The sequence below is a fragment of the Bradyrhizobium sp. genome (assembly GCF_030697065.1).
Classification (GTDB): Bacteria; Pseudomonadota; Alphaproteobacteria; order Rhizobiales; family Xanthobacteraceae; genus Bradyrhizobium.
Window position 1 is genome coordinate 1 of the sequence record NZ_JAUYQU010000115.1, and the last position, 18,106, is coordinate 18,106.

General features: G+C 64.2%; 16 protein-coding genes. 5 read left to right on the top strand and 11 right to left on the bottom strand.

The genetic code is table 11. The features are described from left to right. Nucleotides 1-655 precede the first annotated feature (655 nt). The 9 genes from Q8R73_RS09700 to Q8R73_RS09740 form a co-directional block, all read right to left on the bottom strand. Nucleotides 656-2,710 carry an ATP-binding protein gene (locus tag Q8R73_RS09700; protein ID WP_305719329.1) on the bottom strand — a complete coding sequence of 685 codons (2,055 nt, stop codon included), beginning with the start codon at nucleotides 2,708-2,710 and terminating at the stop codon, nucleotides 656-658. After that, nucleotides 2,707-4,206, bottom strand: a complete 1,500-nt coding sequence (locus Q8R73_RS09705) for an ATPase domain-containing protein (RefSeq protein WP_305719330.1) — start codon at nucleotides 4,204-4,206, stop codon at nucleotides 2,707-2,709. The genes Q8R73_RS09700 and Q8R73_RS09705 overlap by 4 nt, the downstream gene beginning before the upstream one ends. 126 nt (nucleotides 4,207-4,332) lie before the next feature. After that, a complete protein-coding gene (locus Q8R73_RS09710; RefSeq protein WP_305719331.1) occupies nucleotides 4,333-5,106 on the bottom strand; it encodes a thioesterase family protein in 774 nt (257 codons plus the stop codon). 33 nt (nucleotides 5,107-5,139) lie between these two features. Further along, a complete protein-coding gene (locus Q8R73_RS09715) occupies nucleotides 5,140-6,108 on the bottom strand; it encodes a nitronate monooxygenase family protein (protein ID WP_305719332.1) in 969 nt (322 codons plus the stop codon). A gap of 134 nt (nucleotides 6,109-6,242) precedes the next feature. After that, on the bottom strand, nucleotides 6,243-6,851 hold the full coding sequence (locus Q8R73_RS09720; RefSeq protein ID WP_305719333.1) for a hypothetical protein: 609 nt from the start codon (nucleotides 6,849-6,851) through the stop codon (nucleotides 6,243-6,245). A gap of 116 nt (nucleotides 6,852-6,967) precedes the next feature. Further along, the gene (locus Q8R73_RS09725; RefSeq protein WP_305719334.1) at nucleotides 6,968-7,567 is read right to left on the bottom strand and encodes a YqaA family protein; all 600 of its coding nucleotides are present in this window, start codon (nucleotides 7,565-7,567) and stop codon (nucleotides 6,968-6,970) included. A 45-nt stretch (nucleotides 7,568-7,612) separates the two neighbouring features. After that, on the bottom strand, nucleotides 7,613-8,026 hold the full coding sequence (hisE, locus tag Q8R73_RS09730) for a phosphoribosyl-ATP diphosphatase (RefSeq protein ID WP_305719335.1): 414 nt from the start codon (nucleotides 8,024-8,026) through the stop codon (nucleotides 7,613-7,615). A 125-nt stretch (nucleotides 8,027-8,151) separates the two neighbouring features. Further along, nucleotides 8,152-8,610 (bottom strand): hypothetical protein, encoded by a 459-nt coding sequence (locus tag Q8R73_RS09735; protein WP_305719336.1) that lies wholly within the window; start codon nucleotides 8,608-8,610, stop codon nucleotides 8,152-8,154. Nucleotides 8,611-8,650: 40 nt separating this feature from the next. Next, nucleotides 8,651-9,091, bottom strand: coding sequence for a hypothetical protein (locus Q8R73_RS09740; RefSeq protein WP_305719337.1), 441 nt, complete (start codon nucleotides 9,089-9,091; stop codon nucleotides 8,651-8,653). Nucleotides 9,092-9,318: 227 nt separating this feature from the next. Between Q8R73_RS09740 and Q8R73_RS09745 the strand changes: the two genes are divergently transcribed. From Q8R73_RS09745 to Q8R73_RS09765, 5 genes are all read left to right on the top strand, one after another. Then, nucleotides 9,319-10,386, top strand: coding sequence for an ABC transporter substrate-binding protein (locus tag Q8R73_RS09745; protein WP_305719338.1), 1,068 nt, complete (start codon nucleotides 9,319-9,321; stop codon nucleotides 10,384-10,386). A gap of 83 nt (nucleotides 10,387-10,469) precedes the next feature. Then, nucleotides 10,470-12,275 carry a glucan ABC transporter ATP-binding protein/ permease gene (locus Q8R73_RS09750; RefSeq protein WP_305719339.1) on the top strand — a complete coding sequence of 602 codons (1,806 nt, stop codon included), beginning with the start codon at nucleotides 10,470-10,472 and terminating at the stop codon, nucleotides 12,273-12,275. Between the two features lie 165 nt (nucleotides 12,276-12,440). Beyond that, nucleotides 12,441-14,003, top strand: coding sequence for a D-alanyl-D-alanine carboxypeptidase family protein (locus Q8R73_RS09755; protein ID WP_371126070.1), 1,563 nt, complete (start codon nucleotides 12,441-12,443; stop codon nucleotides 14,001-14,003). A 151-nt stretch (nucleotides 14,004-14,154) separates the two neighbouring features. Further along, nucleotides 14,155-15,840, top strand: coding sequence for a long-chain fatty acid--CoA ligase (locus Q8R73_RS09760; protein ID WP_305719340.1), 1,686 nt, complete (start codon nucleotides 14,155-14,157; stop codon nucleotides 15,838-15,840). A 174-nt stretch (nucleotides 15,841-16,014) separates the two neighbouring features. Further along, nucleotides 16,015-16,500: a peroxiredoxin gene (locus Q8R73_RS09765; protein ID WP_305719341.1), complete on the top strand. Its 486-nt coding sequence runs from the start codon at nucleotides 16,015-16,017 to the stop codon at nucleotides 16,498-16,500. A gap of 172 nt (nucleotides 16,501-16,672) precedes the next feature. Here Q8R73_RS09765 and rnhA read toward each other — a convergent pair whose 3' ends face one another. Both rnhA and Q8R73_RS09775 read right to left on the bottom strand, forming a co-directional pair. After that, on the bottom strand, nucleotides 16,673-17,125 hold the full coding sequence (gene rnhA, locus Q8R73_RS09770) for a ribonuclease HI (RefSeq protein ID WP_305719342.1): 453 nt from the start codon (nucleotides 17,123-17,125) through the stop codon (nucleotides 16,673-16,675). After that, the gene (locus tag Q8R73_RS09775; RefSeq protein ID WP_305719343.1) at nucleotides 17,122-18,105 is read right to left on the bottom strand and encodes a homoserine kinase; all 984 of its coding nucleotides are present in this window, start codon (nucleotides 18,103-18,105) and stop codon (nucleotides 17,122-17,124) included. Before Q8R73_RS09775 ends, rnhA begins: the two co-directional genes overlap by 4 nt. Nucleotide 18,106 lies beyond the last annotated feature (1 nt).

Below are 18,106 nucleotides of genomic sequence, written 5' to 3' on the forward strand. Positions count from 1 at the left end.
ACACCAGCACCGAGGTGTCAGGACCGCACGATTTCGCATCCGCCTCAGGCGCTCGAGTCAGGAGTGCCATCCGCGTCCACCGCATCCCCGTCCCGCACTGGTGACCTTGCGCAACGCCCCTCGGAGTGGGACGGGATGGCCAGACATATAGCTCGATTTCTATTTCCGGAAAACAGAATTATTTTTGCGTGAGGGGCTTGACTCTGAGTTCTGATAAACGGAAGTGATTTGCCCGTCAGGCAGTCACACACCGTCACATTCACTCGATGGGTCGGACGCGTCGCGCGGCAGCGACAGTTGTGAGATCGGTGAGTCGCTTGCTGCCCATGCTTCAAGACGCTCGCTCCGCACGAGGTTGTTATGTTTCAACACGTAAAACCTTATCCTGAAGAGGCCACGAAGTGGCCGTCTCGAAGCATGGGCTGCAGTACCGATCCATGATTCCGGGTACTAGAGCGCGATGAGATCAGGTTGAACTGGAGCAGCATCGTCACCTCTCCCTTTGGGAGAGGTCGGCGCGTAGCGCCGGGTGAGGGGTTACGGTCTTTGGTTAGGTCAGCCCCCTCACCCGATTTGCTTTGCAAATCGACCTCTCCCCGCTGGGGAGAGGTAAGCCGCATCCGCGTCGACCGATTTAACCTAACATCATCTCGCTCTAGCCCAGCAGTTGATCGAGCCGGTCGCGCAGCTGGTCCTGGTGGTAGGGCTTTGCCAGACGCGGCAGATCGAGCTGGGCGCCGTCGGGCAGTTCGGCATAGCCGGTGGCGAGCAGGATCGGCAGCGACGGCCGCACCTCGCGGGTCGCCGCCGCCAGTTCGAGCCCGGTCATGCCGGGCATCACATGGTCCGTCATCATCAGGTCGATCGGCTGCTCGCTCCTGAGGATGTCGAGCGCGTGCCGGCCGGAATTGACGCCGATCACGTGATGGCCGAGATCTTCCAGCATTTCGGTGGTCGACATCGCGATCAGCGGATCGTCGTCGACGAACAGGATCACCGCCGAGCGGTCCACCTTTTGCGCCCGATGCACCGGGATTTCCGTCTCGGGGACCGATGTGGCGACCGGCAGCAACAGCGTCGCGGTGGTGCCCTTTCCCACGGTACTGGAGAGCTGCAGCGCACCGCCGAGCTGGACGGCAAGCCCGTGCACCATCGACAGCCCGAGGCCGGTGCCCTTGCCCAGCGGTTTCGACGAGAAGAACGGCTCGATCGCCTTCTTCAGGATATCCGAGGTCATGCCCTTGCCGCTGTCGATGACCGACAGTTTGAGGTAATCGCCGGCGTTCAAGCCGGGATCGCCGCTGGCCCGATAGCTGGCGACGCGGATGTCGATCGTGCCGCTGTCTTCCATGGCGTCGCGCGCGTTGATGGCGAGGTTGAGGATCGCCAGTTCGAGCTGATTGGCGTCGATCCGCGCCGGCGGCAACCCCTCCGGAATGTCCAGCCGCAATACGACGCGCGGACCGAGCGAGCGCTCGAGCAGGTCGATCATGCCCTGGATCAGGGACCGCAGATCCACCGACACCGCGCGAAGATCCTGCTGGCGGGCGAACGCCAGCAGGCGCTGGGTCAGCGACGCGCCGCGCTCGGCGCCCTGCAGCGCGCCGTCGATCAGCCGGTGCAGGCGCGGGTCGTCGGGAATGCGCTTGCGCAGCAGATCGAGATTGCCCATCACCGCCATCAACAGATTGTTGAAGTCATGCGCGACGCCGCCGGTGAGCTGGCCGATGGTCTCCATCTTCTGCGCCTGGCGCAACTGCTCCTGCGCCCTTTCGCGCGCCGCGACTTCCTTCATCAGATCGGCGGTGCGCTGCTCGACGCGCTGTTCCAGCGTGGCGGTCAGTTCCGCCAGCGCGGTACGCTCGGCAGCCAGCTGCGACAGCAGGTTCTCGCGCTCGATTTCGGCGAGCTTGCGCGCGGTGATATCGGAGGAAACGCCGACCAGCGATTTGATGCTGCCGTCCGGCGCGCGAACCGCGCGCGAACGGACATCGATCCAGTGCTGCGATCCGTCTCGCCAGATGGCGCGGTATTCGATGCTGTAGTCGCGGCCGGTCTTGATGGTCCGCTCCATCACTTCGGTGCGCCTGATACGATCGTCCGGATGAATTGAGGCCAGAAGGTCCTGATAAGAGAACGGCTCATCGGGCTTGCGCCCGAAAAACGCCTTGCAGGTATCGGAAGCTTCGAGTTCGAACCCGGGCAGGTGCAACTCCAGCGCACCGAGATGGCCGGCGTTCAACGCCGTCTGCAGCAGGCCTTCGCTTTCGGTGAGGTCGGCGAGAATGGCGCGGGTCTGGTACTGGCGGCGGCGGCCCCGGATCGCGGAGCCGACGATGCTCACCAGCGTGGTTGGATGAAACGGCCGTTCGATGAAGGTAACGTTGCCCAGCGCCTGTCCGAGACGTACCGCATCGGGATTGCGCTCCGGACCGCCGCCCTGGTGCGTCAGCAGCACGATCGGAAAATCGGACCATGAGGGCTGATCTGCCAGCCAGTTCATCACGCCGCGCAGATCGGTGGTTTTGATGGCCTCGTCGGCGATGACGGCAAGGCCTGCGCCGGCTTCCATTTCCCGAACCAGCCCTGCGATGTCGCTGATGACATCGGCGTGAAAGCCCGCCTCCTGGATCAGCGCCACGGCCACCGCCGCGTCGCGGCCGGTCGGAGCCAGGATGAGGGCGCGTTCGGATGAGGCTCCGGGTCTCACGCATCCTGCTCCTGCAGCAGCGGCTGGCCCTCGCCAAGATAGACCGGCACACCGCGAAGCACGCCCTGAAACCCTTCGAGCGGCGCGCCGATGGTGAGGCCGCGGCCGTCAATGAGGTATTCCCGAATGGTGGATTCATGCGCGCCGGTCCGCTTCTTGATAATCGACATCGCGCGCCGAACGGAGCCGAGGGCCTCGAAATAGCGCAGCAGGATCACGGTATCGGCGAGATAGGTGACGTCGACCGGCGTCTTCATGTCACCGACAAGCCCGTGCTGCGCCACCGTCATGAAGGTCGCGGCGCCCCTGCGGTTGAGATATTGCAGCAATTCGTGCATGTGCAGGATCAGCGAATTCTCTTCCGGCATCGCGGCCTGATAGCCGTTGAGGCTGTCGATCACGACGGTCTTGATCTGATCCTCATCGACCCGCTTGCGGACACGATGGGCAAATTCGCCCGGCGACAGTTCTGCGGCATCGACCTGCTCGATGACCAGGTTGCCGCTGCGCAGCATCTCCTCGAGGCAGATGCCGAGCCCCTTCATGCGCGAGAACAGCAGGCCAAGCTCCTCATCGAACACGAAAAGCGCGGCCTTCTCGCCTCGCCTGATTGCGGCGGAGACAAACACGATGGTGGCAAGCGATTTGCCCGTCCCGGCGGGACCGAGAATCAGCGTGCTCGAACCGGTCTCGACGCCGCCGCCCAGCAACTGGTCGAATTCCACGACGCCGCTCGACACCTTGTTGCGGCTGAAATTGCTGCGATACTCCGATGCCACCAGCCGCGGGAAGACGTTGAGGCCGCCGGTGGTGATGGTGACATCGTGGTAGCCGCCGCGAAATTTCACGCCGCGATACTTGATGACGCGCGCGCGCCGCCGCTCAGACCCATAGGCCGGCGCGAGCTCTTCAAGCCTCAGCACGCCATGGGCGACGCTGTGCACGGTCTTGTCGGCGACGTCGGCGGTGAGATCGTCAAGCAGCAACACGGTGGTATTGAACTGCGCGAAGTAGTGCTTGATCGCCAGAATCTGCCGCCGATAGCGCAACGAACTCTGCGCCAGCAGCCGGATTTCGGACAGGCTGTCGAGCACCACCCGGTCCGGACGTGTGCGCGCAACCGCCTCGAAAATCTGCTTGGTGGTCTCGCCGAGTTCAAGATCGGATGAATACAGCAGACTCTGCTGCTGTTCGGAATTGAGCAGGCTTTCCGGCGGCAGCAATTCGAAAATGTCGATGCCGCCCTCCAGCGACCAGCCATGCGAGGCCGCGCCCGCGCGCAGTTCGCGTTCGGTCTCCGACAGGGTGATATAGAGACACTTTTCGCCGGCCCGGGCGCCTTCAAGCAGGAACTGCAGCGCCACCGTCGTCTTGCCGGTGCCGGGGGCACCTTCGGCGAGGAATACATGCCCGCGCGTGAATCCGCCCGACAGGATGTTGTCGAGCCCCCAGATTCCGGTTTTCGCCTTGTTGGCACGTCCTTCGACAGCGTTCATGTCAGCCCCTTACCGGGGAAAAACCGCCACGCTGTCCAACCGTTCCCGATAATGGAACTTTTTTTGCGGGAACAAATCTCTCAAAACGCGCCAAGATCCGCGGATAGAAGCCGACGCGTCGGTTGCCTAACGCTTTTCGATCACGAGACTCTGCACCGCGCGGCCAAAATAACCCCTCGTATCGGCGAGCCGCGCCATCGCGAGCCCGGCGCCATCGGGACCGATCCAGGACTCCGCATCGAGCAAGATCCACTCACCAACCGGCTGGCGCGCGAAACTGACGGTGAGGTCGGCATTGATAAAGGTCCATTGCCGGAAATCCAGCACCGCGGAGGTGCCGTTGCAGAAATCCGCCGCGACCACCGCCCGCATCGCCTGCGACGCCGGCGAGTCCTCAACCAGCGGCCGGTCGGCGCGATACCAGATCGCACCGGGACCGGGCACGCCGAAACTGCCGCGGGCCGCGCGCAGCGACATGCCGGATACAAAAGGGCTCGATGAAAAATCCGCCGGCTCGACGCGCGATTGATCCGGCCCGGGAAGTTCGACCGGCAGATCCTGAACCTCCGGCGGCAGCGCCAGTGTCTGGCTCTTGATCTTGAGCACGGTGGCGCCGACCACGACGGCATCGCCGGCGCGCAGCCGGATGGCGCAGAGCTGGATTTTGCGCCCTTCCCGCAGCACTTCGGTCTCAAGCGTCAGCGGCGCCACCGGGACCGGGCGCATCAGGTCGATGGTGACGCGGGCGATCTGCATCGGCACCGGCGTCGCAATCGCCTCGGCCGCCCAAACCACCAGCGCGGCCGGCGCCGAGCCGTGCTGCATGCCGGGATCCCAGGGCCCGGCGGCATAAGGACTGGTGAGGACGCGATTGCCGTCCACGCGAAAAATGGCGTCCATTGAGGTTCGCTCTCGGTTAGGTTCGCCGGAGGATCACAGCGGCGGATCGATCGCTTCGTCATATTCCTGCTTGAACCGCGCGATCAATTCGGCGGCGGGCAGGATCTTGCCGATGCTGCCGACGCCCTGGCCCGAGCCCCAGATTTCCTTCCAGGCCTTCGGCTTGGCGCGCTCACCCGAGGCGTCGGTGCCGAAATTCATTTTCGACGGGTCGGACTCCGGCAGATTGTCCGGATCCATGCCCGCCGCGACGATCGACTTCTTCAGATAGTTGCCGTGCACGCCGGTAAACAGGCTCGAATAAACGATGTCTTCGGCGGTCGAGGTCGTGACCATTTGCTTGTAGCCCTCCACCGCATTGGCCTCTGTGGTGGCGATGAAGGCGGAGCCGATATAGGCAAAGTCGGCGCCGAGGATCCGCGCGGCACGGATGGCGCGGCCGTTGCCGATCGCTCCGGACAGCGCGATCGGTCCGTCGAACCATTGCCTTGTCTCCGCCACGAAGGCGAACGGCGAGATCTCGCCGGCATGGCCGCCGGCGCCGGCCGACACCAGGATCAGGCCGTCGGCGCCCTTTTCGACCGCCTTGTGCGCGAACCTCTGATTGATCACGTCGTGAAACACGATGCCGCCCCAGCGATGCGCGGCCTGATTGAGTTCCACGCGGGCGCCGAGCGAGGTGATGATCATCGGCACCTTGTGCTTCTCGCAGAGCGCCAGATCCTGATCGAGCCGGTTGTTCGATTTGTGCACGATCTGGTTCACCGCGAACGGCGCCGACAGCCGCTCGGGATGCGCCCGGTCATGCGCTGCCAGTTCTTCCTTGATCCGAACCAGCCATTCGTCGAGCAGGGCCGGCGGGCGCGCATTCAGCGCCGGGAACGATCCGACTATCCCCGCCTTGCACTGCGCGATCACGAGATCGGGCACCGAGATGATGAACAGCGGCGCACCGATCACCGGAATCGACAGACGGCCCTTGAACAGAGCAGGCATGGACATTCGGAAAAATCCTTCTGGTTATTTTTAACGAGCCAGGCGGTAGCCTGGAGATGCCAGACATTCTACCAACAAGGCAATCTTTCCAGTGTCAAGTATTGCGTTTTGACGCTGCATTTTGGCGCTGCGTTTTGACGCTATTGGCAGAGTGCGCGGGTGACGTAGTTTTCGGTCCGGCAGTCGCCCGGCTCGCGCTTTCGCCCCGGCAGGTAGGCCTTGGCCGAGCATTTTTCGGCGGCGTCGGTATCGAGGCTCTTGCCCTCCTGGTAGCCCTTGCTCTGGCAGAGCTTGTCGGCGCCGGCCTTGCAGTCCGGCGCGCCATTGGCTGAAACCGGGCACCCCATGCGGCCGGTCACCATCAAAGAGGGCTTGGCCAGGCGAGACAGGCCCTCGCCGGCATCCCTGGTGGCATCCTTGGCGCGCGTGTTCAAATTCTCGATCGCCTCCTGCGGACTTTTCAGTGTGGGCAGGATGGATTTGGATTTCTCCCACAATTTTTCGATTTCGTTGATCAGGCCCGGATTCTCCGGCCGCGACGGCGGTGCGGTTTCATTCTGCTGCGGCGCAGGCGGCTGGGTCCGGTCCGGCATCGACTGTTGGGCCGGCGACTGGATGCCGAGCGACGGCGGCGGCGCCGCCTGCGCCGATGCCGCGGCGGTGGCCAGCGCGAAAATCAAGAGCGCCGCGCTTGCAGTCGCTCCCCGCGTCCCGAGCCATGCGGAGAAGGTGCCGGTTGAATCGAGCATGCCTGAAACGTAACCCGAAGCCGCGGACCGGCCAAGCATTTCACGACGGGCGGGTCATGATCTTTCCGCTGGAGCGGCATGATCATCGCGGAAAGCCGATTCCGACTTTTCCGGCCCTAGATCAGCTTGAATGCGACGACAAACCCGAGCACCAGCACGACGGCGCCGAGCGCCACCCACAGGCCCAGACGCTTCTCGATCTGGGCCCGGATCCATTCGCCGTAGCGGTTGAGCAGGATCGCGACCACGAAGAAACGGCCGCCCCGGGCGATGATCGAGCACAGGATGAAGAGCCAGATGTTGTAATCGGCAAAGCCCGAGGTGATCGTCACCAGCTTGTACGGGATCGGCGTCAGACCCTTGCCGATGATGATCACGGCGCCCCATTCAGCATAGGAGGCGCGGAAGGCCTCGACCTTGCCGCTGAGGCCGTAAATCTGGATCAGCCACTGCCCCAGCGAATCATAGAGCAGCGCACCGATCGCGTAGCCGACGACGCCCCCCAGCACCGAGGTGATGGTGCAGATCGTGGCGTAGTACCAGGCCCGCTCCGGCCGCGCCAAGGCCATCGGGATCAGCATCACATCCGGCGGCACCGGAAAAAACGAGCTTTCCGCGAACGACACCGCGCCCATGATCCAGACGGAATAGGGCTTGTGGGCGGACTCGATGCACCAATCGTAGATTCGTCTCAGCATGGCGCGATGAACCACCATGGAGCGAATTTGTCCATGCCGGTGGAAAGGAGAAATTTGCGAGGTCTAGTGCCGCTTTCGCAGGCTGCGTCCCTCAAGCGCGACAATTCGCCGCCGATCTGCCGGAGGCGCGACGGCTGGGGGCGTATTCGCCGGCGATTTGGCCGGCTCCTTCGGCAACTTCTCGGCGATTCCGAGCAGGTGCTCGCGCCGCTCCATCTCGCGCCAGACGTCCTCGGGCCGCACGCCGGCGGACGCCCACAACACGGTGAGATTGTAGAGCAGATCGGCGCTCTCGCGGACGACCGCATCGGAATTGCCGTTGACGGCATCGATCACGACCTCGATGGCTTCTTCCGCCAGTTTCTTGGCCATCTTGGCCGGGCCACGCTGAAACAGCCGTGCGGTCCGCGACACGGCCGGATCGAGATCCTTGGCCGCGAGGACAGCCTGATAAAGCCGTTCGAGCGAATCACCCATTCTCAAAGCCTAATCGAAACCGATGCAAAGCGTGTTAACGGCCCGTTCACTCGCCGCTTCCGCGCATAAAAATCCGCCGGCATCGTTAAGATGCCGGCGGATCGATTCAGGTCGGAAACCGGCGTTTACCAGTTGGCGATCGGATGTCCGTTGAAACGCGGCACGCCCGCCTTCGAGCCGTAATATCCGCCGCCATAGTAGCCGCCACCATAATAGGGCTGAGCGCCATAATAGGGGCCGCCGCCATAGTAGACCGGGCCACCGCCGTAATAGGCCGGCCCGCCGCTATAGTAATAGTCCCGGCGATTCTGGGCCGCGGCAATGGCGATCCCGGTGCCGACGATCCCGGCGAAAGCGGCCGCCGCAGCGGCGCCTCCGCCTCCGCGATAATGCCGGCGACGGGCGCTGAAGTCGGTAGCATCGCTGGTCGCCGCCGCCGACAAGCCTTGCGACAAGCCTTGGCCTGCGGGCGCGGATCCGGCCCGAGCCGTTGACGGCTCGAACGCGGTCAATGCCAACGCCGCAACCGTTGCGACAACAGCGGCGCGACCGCCCGATGAAAGCAAAATCTTACGCGCGAACATCACGATCTCCTCCGTGGAGTGAACAGGCCCTTGGCGATGGTTACCAGCGGTGATGGGGCGTCAGGGTATCGAAGGCGCCGCCGCGGCCGTAATGGTTGCTGGGATAGCCGCCTCGGTAGTGTCCGCCGCCATAGTAGGGCTGACCGCCGCCATAATAGACCGGGCCTCCGCCGTAATAGGTCGGTCCGCGGTCGTAATAATAGTGCCGGCGGTTCTGTGTCGCTGCGATAGCGAGACCGGTGCCGACGATACCGACGAAAGCGGCTGCCGCTGCAGCGTTACCGCCGCCGCGACGGGCGTGTCGCCGACGGGCGCTGAAATCGGTGGCATCGCTGGCCACAGCCGTCGAAAGGCCCTGCCCTGCCGGGGCGGATCCGGCGCGGGCCGTGGACGGCTCGAACGCGGTCACGGCCACGGCAGCGATGGTCGCGACGACAAGGGCGCGGCTGACCGATGAAAACAAGGCTTTACGCGCGAACATTTGATGTCCTCCGTGGTCGTCTGGCCTGGCAGGCCTCGGAAAGCTAACCACTGGCCTCATATTAGGTTCCCCAATCCGAATGCAAGCTGAACAATCGGTGTCGAAATCGTGGCAGTCATCACCCGTTCAGGGTGATGCGACAGAATGCCCACCTCCGACGCCCCCGGCGTCATGAAACAAACGTAGCCGGCGCTACAACTGGCGTCGGTCCGCCAGAAGTAATCGCAATGCGTGGAATTTCGACCATAACCGATCGCGGCTTCCTGAGTTCGCTGCTTGGCCTGCTGAGTCTCGGCTTCGGCATGGGGCTCGGCGCGGGGGAATGCGACGCTGCGGGCGAAACGCGACCTCCGGTCGCCATCCAGTTTTCCCTCGACCGACCGATCGACGCCGGCGCCGCCCCGTTCGTGCTGGCAGCGAGCCGCGGTTTGTTCGCGGCGGAGGGGCTCGCGGTCAGCACCCATACCGCCAGCGGATCGCTGGACGGCATCGCCCGCGTCGCCGCGGGGACCAGCGACCTCGCGCTGGTCGACATCAACGAACTGATCCGGTTTCGCGACAAGCCTGGCGCGCCGCCGATCAAGGCGGTGTTCGTGCTGTTCAACAAGGCACCCTATGCCATCATGGCCCGCAAGAGCCGGGGCGTTCGGGCGCTCTCCGATATCGAGGGCAAGGCGCTTGGCGTCCCCGAGGGCGACCTGTCGATCCGGCTGTGGCCGGCGCTGGCGCGGCAGAACGGTATCAAGACCGCAAGCGTCAAGCAGAGCAAGATCAGCGCCGCCGTGCGCGAGCCGATGCTGTCGGCCGGCCAGGTCGACGCCGTGACCGGCTTTTCCTACCTTTCGGGGATCAATCTGCGGGACCGCGGCATTCCCGCCGACGACCTTGCCGTGCTGCGTTACGCCGATTACGGCAGCGAAGCCTACGGCTTCGCGCTGATCGTCAATCCGGCATTCGCGGCCGCCAAGCCCGAGGCGGTGAAGGGTTTTCTGCGCGCGGTGGTGGCCGGCACCCAACTGGCCATCAAGCAGCCGGGACGCGCGGCGGACGAGGTCGTCAGCCGGATGGACGGCGGATCGCGGGACCTCGAGCTGGAGCGCCTGCGCACCGTCCTTCGCGACAACATCCTGACCGGCGACGTGAAACGCGACGGCATCGGCGGCATCGACCCCGCCCGTTTCGGTCGCTCGGTCGATCAGATCGCCGAGGACTTCAAGTTTCAGAAGCGGCCGGCTGCAGCCGATATTTTCGACGATTCCTTCCTGCCCGCACCAGGCGACCGCATGATCAATTGAGGAAGAAAGCAGCGTAGCGCTGTATCTCCGCGGCGATCCCTGATTAGAATGCGCCGATCCGCTGTCCCGCGAGTCCCGCCCGCATGTCCATGTTTCGCCTTTATACCCGCGTCCTCGAACTGCTCGGCAAGGAGGCGCGGCTGGGCTGGATCCTGGCCGGCGCCAATCTGCTGCTGGCCGGCGCGCAATTCGCCGAGCCCGTGTTGTTCGGCCGCATCGTCGACGTGCTCTCCGGCAAGCCGACGGGAGGCCCGCTGGCATCGTCCTCGGCCTGGCCGCTGCTGGCGGCGTGGGCGGCGTTCGGCCTGTTCACGATCCTTTGCAGCGCCGCGGTCGCGCTGCACGCCGACCGGCTGGCGCACCGGCAACGCCAGGTCGTGCTGACCAATTATTTCGAGCACATCATGCAGCTGCCGCTGACCTTCCACACCGGCACCCATTCCGGCCGGCTGATGAAGGTGATGCTGAACGGCACCGACTCGCTGTGGCGGCTGTGGCTCGGATTCTTCCGGGAGCATTTTGCCGCGATCCTGTCGCTGGTGGTGCTGCTGCCGCTGGCGCTCTACATCAACTGGCGGCTGGCGGTCCTGCTGTTCATCCTGTGCGTGGTGTTCACGGTGCTGACCACGCTGGTGGTGCGCAAGACCTACGGCATGCAAAGCGAGGTCGAGGCGCATTACAGCGACCTCTCCGCGCGCGCCTCCGACGCGCTCGGCAATGTCGCGCTGGTGCAGAGTTTCGTGCGCATCCAGGCCGAAGTGCAGGGCCTGCGATACGTCGCCGACAAGCTGCTGGCGGTGCAGATGCCGGTGCTGTCGTGGTGGGCTCTCGTCACCGTCATCACGCGGGCGTCGACCACCATCACGGTGCTGGCGATCTTCACCGTCGGCATTGCGCTGCACGAACAGGGCCTCACCACCGTCGGCGAGATCGTGATGTTCGTGAGTTTCGCCACCATGCTGATCCAGAAGCTCGAGCAGGTGGTTTCCTTCGTCAACAGCGTGTTCATGGAAGCGCCGCGTCTGCAGGAATTCTTCAACGTACTGGACGCGGTGCCCGCGGTGCGCGACCGGCCCGACGCGATCGATCCCGGCCGGCTGTCGGGCATGGTCGAGTTCAAGGACGTATCGTTCTCCTATGACGGCAAGCGGCCTGCGGTCGAGGACCTGTCCTTCACCGCGCTGCCCGGCCAGACCATCGCGCTGGTCGGCGCCACCGGGGCCGGCAAATCCACCGCCATCGCACTGCTGCATCGCGCCTTCGATCCGCAGTCGGGCTTCATCCGGGTCGACGGCATGGACGTCCGCGGCCTGACGCTGACCGCGCTGCGGCGGAACATCGGCGTCGTGTTCCAGGAAGCGCTGCTGTTCAACCGATCGATCGCGGAGAACCTGCGGGTCGGCAAGCCGGACGCGACGGACGAGGAATTGCGGATTGCGGCCGGCCGCGCCCAGGCGCTGGATTTCATCGAGCGCGGCGAGCAGGGATTCCAGACCAGTGCCGGCGAGCGCGGACGCATGCTGTCCGGCGGCGAGCGACAGCGGTTGTCGATCGCCCGCGCGCTGCTGAAGGATCCGCCGATCCTGATCCTCGACGAGGCCACCAGCGCGCTCGATGCCGTCACCGAGTCCAAACTCAACGCCGCGCTGGACGAGGTGATGAAGGGCCGCACCACTTTCGTGATCGCGCACCGGCTCTCCACCATCCGCCACGCCACGCGCATCCTGATGTTCGACAATGGCCGGGTGATCGAAAGTGGAACTTTCGACGAACTGGTGGCGCAAGGCGGCCGCTTTGCGGAACTCGCAAGGGCCCAGTTCATGGTCCAGGAAAATGCCCGGGCCAGCATCCAGACGCCACCGCCCGACAGCACGGCTGTCAAGACTTAAGTATCGCCGGTATCTGACCTATTTCGTCCACGATTTAATCGCACAGCCTCTATTCCGAACCGGCAAGCCGGTATAGATTTGCATGCGCCGGACACGCTTGAAACCCGCACGTCACACCCAGGACCTCCTGTTCGCAGGCGGGTCTCAAAGGACCGGAATCGCATAGTGCATTTTCCTTTGCCTTCGCTTCGCAAGATTTCGCTGAGCTGGATCGTTGTCGGCGCTGCGCTCGCCGTCATTGCGCCGCGTGCCGCGCATGCGGAGGCGCTGCTGGTCGTTGAAGCCGACACCGGCAAGGTGCTGCAGGCGGAGAACGCCACCTATCCCTGGTACCCCGCATCCGTCACCAAGATGATGACCGCCTATGTCACGTTGAAGGCGGTCAAGGAAGGCCGGCTGTCGCTCGAGAGCACGCTCACGGTATCGCCTGTCGCGGCCTCGCAGTCGCCATCCAAGATGGGCTTCAAGCCGGGCACCCAGGTTACGGTCGAAAACGCCCTGCACATGATGATGGTGAAATCGGCCAACGACATCGCCGTGGTGCTCGCCGAGGGCGTCGCCGGTTCGGTCGACGGATTCTCGGCACAGATGAACCAGACTGCGCTCAGGCTCGGCATGACGCAGACCACCTACGTCAATCCGAACGGCCTGCCTGCCGAGGGCCAGGTCACCTCGGCGCGCGATCTCGCCATGCTGGCGCGCGCCATCATTCGCGATCTGCCGGAATACGAATATTTCATGCACACGCCCTCGATCCGCTACGGCCGGCGGGTCACGCAGAATTTCAACAAGCTGATCGGGCGCTATCCCGGCGCCGACGGCTTCAAGACCGGCTTCATCTGCGCCTCCGGCTACAATCTGGTGGCGTCGGCCACACGCAACGGCAGGCGGCTGATCGCGGTGGTGCTCGGCTCGTCCTCGGGCCAGGCCCGCGCGGTGAAGGCGGCGCAACTGCTCGAGCGCGGCTTTGCCGACAACACGCTGAGCTGGCTGCGCCCCTCGCTCGGCACGGTCGACAATCTGGTGCCGATCGACGCCTCGCCGCCGAACCTGCGCGACGAAATATGCAACGGAAAGCGCAAGCGCCCTGCGACCGACGAGGACCCGGACACCGTTGCCAGCAACGGCAATGCCAGCAGCGGCGAATCCGCCGTCACCTTCTTCACCGCCGGGCTGCAGGCGCCGATGGCGAAGCCGTCCGAATTGATGGCAGCGGCGCCCGCGGCATCGGAGCCTGTCGTCGTCTACACCGGTCCCAAGAAGACAGGCGCCGCCCTGATTGCCGCGGCGGCCGTCGACGAGCAAAAGCAGACGCCCAAGCAGCGCACCAAGAAACCGCGGGTCGCGGCCAAGAAACCGGGCGCGCTCGAAGCCGGCCAGGCGGGCACGGAAGCCAAATCGGAGGCCAAGTCGGAGGCCAAGTCGGAGGTCAAGTCCGACGGCAAATCCGCCGCCAAACCGGCAGCGGCCAGGCAGGCCCTCGCCAAGCCAGAGGCCGCCCCCAAAGCCGCGGAAAAGCCCGTGACCGCAACGGCCAAGCCCAAACCTGCGCAGGCTGCCAAGCCCAAGGCCGCAGAAAAGCCTGCCGAACAGTCCGCCGAAAAGCCGGCGCCGAAGCCCGCCGCGAAGCGCGCTCCCAGGAGCACCGAGGCCAAGCCGTCCGACGCCAAGCCGTCCGACGCCAAACCTTCGAGCGCCAAACCTTCCACCGCGGCGCCGCGCGGTTAGTGACGCATTCGGCCGCCCGGACCGGCCATTCCTGACCGACAATGCGTCGATAGCGCGCAGCCGCTTGCCATCGGCGGCTGCATTGCTCAATACTGGCCGAAATACGGCGTCCCGGCCAGGAAAACGGGAAGCAAACCAGAGGGGAAGTACCATGGAGCGGATCTGGCTCAAGCAATATCCGGCCGGCGTGCCCAGCGATATCGACGTCAACCAGTACACATCGCTGGTCGAGTTGCTGGAGGAGAGCTTCAAGAAATTCGCCGACCGCAGAGCCTTCATCTGCATGGACAAGTCGATCAGCTACCGCGATCTCGACGAGATGTCGCAGTCGCTCGGCGCCTATCTGCAGAGCAAGGGGCTGGCGAAGGGCGCGCGCGTCGCGCTGATGATGCCGAACGTCCTGCAATATCCGGTAGCGACCGCTGCCGTGCTGCGCGCCGGCTACGCGGTGGTCAACGTCAATCCGCTCTATACCCCGCGCGAGCTCGAGCATCAGTTGAAGGATTCCGGCGCCGAGGCGATCATCGTGCTCGAGAACTTCGCGCATACGGTGCAGCAGGTGATCGCGAAGACCGCGGTCAAGCATGTCATCGTCGGCAGCATGGGCGATCTGCTCGGCTTCAAGGGCATGATCGTCAATCTGGTGGTGCGCCGCGTCAAGAAGATGGTGCCGGCCTGGTCTCTCCCGGGCTCGGTATCTTTCAACGACGCGGTCGCGGCCGGCCGCGGCATGAAGCTGAACAAACCGACGCTGACGCTCGATGACGTCGCCTTCCTGCAATATACCGGCGGCACTACCGGCGTTTCCAAGGGCGCGACGCTGCTTCATCGCAACATCCTGGCCAACGTGCTGCAGAACGACGCCTGGCTGCAGCCCGCCTTGAAGAAGCCGCCGCATGTCGACGAACTGTTCATCGTCTGCGCGCTGCCGCTCTATCACATCTTCGCGCTGACGGCGTGCTTCCTGCTCGGGGTGCGGGCCGGCGGCGTCAACCTGCTGATCCCCAACCCGCGCGACATGCCCGGCTTCATCAAGGAATTGATGAAGTACCAGGTCAACAGCTTCCCGGCGGTCAATACGCTCTACAACGGCCTGCTGAACTCGCCCGGTTTCGACAAGGTCGACTTCTCCAAGCTGAAAACCTCGTTCGGCGGCGGCATGGCAACCCAAAAGGCGGTCGCGGAAAAATGGCTGAAGGTCACCGGCTGCGCGCTGTCGGAAGGCTACGGCCTGTCGGAAACCTCGCCGACCCTGACCTGCAACCCCGCCGACACCGACAAGTTCTCGGGCTCGATCGGCATTCCCGTGCCGTCGACCTATATCTCGATCCGCGACGATGACGGTAACGAAGTGCCGCTCGGCACGCCGGGCGAAATCTGCGCCAAGGGCCCGCAGGTGATGACCGGCTACTGGAACCGGCCGGAAGAGACCGCGAACGTGATGACCGCGGACGGCTTCTTCCGCACCGGCGATATCGGCGTGATGGACGAGCGCGGCTACACCAAGATCGTGGACCGCAAGAAGGACATGATCCTGGTATCCGGCTTCAACGTCTATCCCAACGAGGTCGAGGAAGTGATCGCGATGCATCCCGGCGTGCTCGAATGCGCCGTGATCGGCGTGCAGGACGCCAAGTCGGGCGAAGCCGTCAAGGCGTTCGTGGTCAAGAAGGATCCCAACCTCACAGCCGAGGACCTCGTCAAGTTCTGTCACGAACAACTGACCAACTACAAGATTCCCAAACAGGTCGAATTCCGGGCCGACCTGCCCAAGACCAACGTCGGCAAGATCCTGCGCCGCGAACTGCGCGACGAAAAGAAGGCCGCGGCGGCCTGACAATTATCCTCATACCTCACGGTGAGGAACACGTCGGCGGCGCCATTGCGCTGCCGACGGGCTCCGCCGGATGAAGTTGAACCCGCCGGGCCATTGCTGTTTCCGCGCCGCTGAATATTGTGCGCCTCATCCGCCCGGTCTAAGAAACATCCGCACATTCAAGGAGAATTGACGATGACCATCAATATTGGCGACAAACTGCCGGAAGCCAAGTTTCGCGTGATGTCGGCGGAAGGGCCGCAGGTCAAGACCACCGATGACATCTTCAAGGGCAAGAAGGTCGCGCTGTTCGCGGTGCCCGGCGCCTACACCGGCACTTGCCACAAGATGCATCTGCCCAGCATTTTCCTCAACGCCTATGCCATCAAGGACAAGGGCGTGAACACCATCGCGATCGTCTCGGTCAACGACGCCTTCGTCATGGGCGCCTGGAAGCGCGACACCGACCAGCGCGACGAGGCCACCTTCCTCGCCGACGGCAACGCCGACTTCACCAAGGCGATCGGCATGGAACTGGATGCTTCAGGCAACGGCCTCGGCATCCGCTCCAAGCGCTACTCGATGCTGGTCGAGGACGGCGTGGTGAAGAAGATCAATCTCGAGCCGGCGCCGGGCAAGGTTGAGGTTTCCGGCGGCGATACGCTGCTCGGACAGCTGTAGCATCGGCCTTTCTTCCCTTCTCCCCTTGTGGGAGAAGGTGGCGCGGACGAAGTCCGCGCCGGATGAGGGGTCTCTATCCGCGGAGACAGACCCCACACCCGTCCGCGATGCTGCGCAACGCGTCCACCCTCTCCCACAAGGGGAGAGGGGAAGAGACGCCTCACCCTTCGACCTACGTCTTCAGCCGCCCCATCGCGACGCCCTCGCGGGCGAGCTGATCGGCCCGCTCGTTGGCGTCGTGGCCGGCGTGGCCCTTGACCCAGTGCCAGCGCACCTGGTGCTGGTGCAGCGAGGCGTCCAGCCGCTGCCACAGATCGACGTTCTTGACCGGCTTCTTGTCCGAGGTGCGCCAGCCGTTCTTCTTCCAGCCATGGATCCAGCCGGTGATGCCCTGACGGACATACTGGCTGTCGGTGTAGAGATCGACGCTGCACGGCTTCTTCAGGGTTTCCAGCGCCGAGATCGCCGCCATCAATTCCATGCGGTTGTTGGTGGTGTGCGCCTCGCCGCCCTTCAATTCCTTCTCGACCTCGCCGAATTTCAGGATCGCGCCCCAGCCGCCCGGACCCGGATTGCCCGAGCAGGCGCCGTCGGTGTGGATGGTGACCGCGGGCCGTGAATTCACGCCGGCAACCCTGAGGTTTCGAGGCCGTAATCGCGGAAGCCGGCGACGCCCTGCTGGAAGCGCAGCTTGCGGACATATTCCAGCGGGTCCTTCGGGCGCACCAGCGCGCCCGCGGGCACGTTGAGAAAATCGACCAGGCGGGTCAACAGGAAGCGCAGCGCGGCACCGCGCGCCAGCAGCGGCAGCGCATTCTGTTCGGCTTCGCTCAATTCGCGCTCCCGGCCGTAGGCGCCGAGAAAGGCGCGCGCCTTGGTCACGTTGAACGAACAATCGTTTTCGAAACACCAGGCGTTGATGCAGATCGCCACGTCGTAGGCCAGCATGTCATTGCAGGCGAACGTGAAATCGATCAGGCCGGACACCCGCTCGCCGAGAAAGAACACATTGTCGGGGAACAGGTCGGCGTGGATGACGCCCAGCGGCAAATTCTTCGGCCAGACATTGCCTTCGAGATAATTGAGCTCGGCGTCGAGAAAATCGCGCAGGCCGTGCTGCAGCTCGTCGGCGCGCGAGGCGGCCTGTTCGAACAGCGGGCGCCAACCCGCCACCGACAGGGCATTGGGCCGCGTCATCGCAAAATCGCGGCCTGCCAGATGCATTTTCGCCAGCGCCTGGCCTACGCCGGCGCAGTGCGCGGCGTTCGGCTTGCGCGGCCAGATGCCTTCGAGGAAATTGATGATGACGGCCGGCCGGCCGGCCAGCTCGCTCAGGGCCTCGCCGCTTCGGTTCTTCAGCGGTTGCGGACAGATGATGCCGCGAGAGGCCAGATGGGTCATCAGGCCGAGAAAGAACGGCAGCTCGCTCCTGGCGACCCGCTTCTCATACAGCGTCAGGATGAAATGGCCTGATGTGGTGTGCAGCAGGAAATTGGAATTCTCGACGCCCTCGGCAATGCCCTTGTAGGACAGGAGTTCGCCGATGTCGTAGGCCCCGAGGAATTCCGCAAGCTCGTCGGCGGCGACGTCGGTGTAGACCGCCATG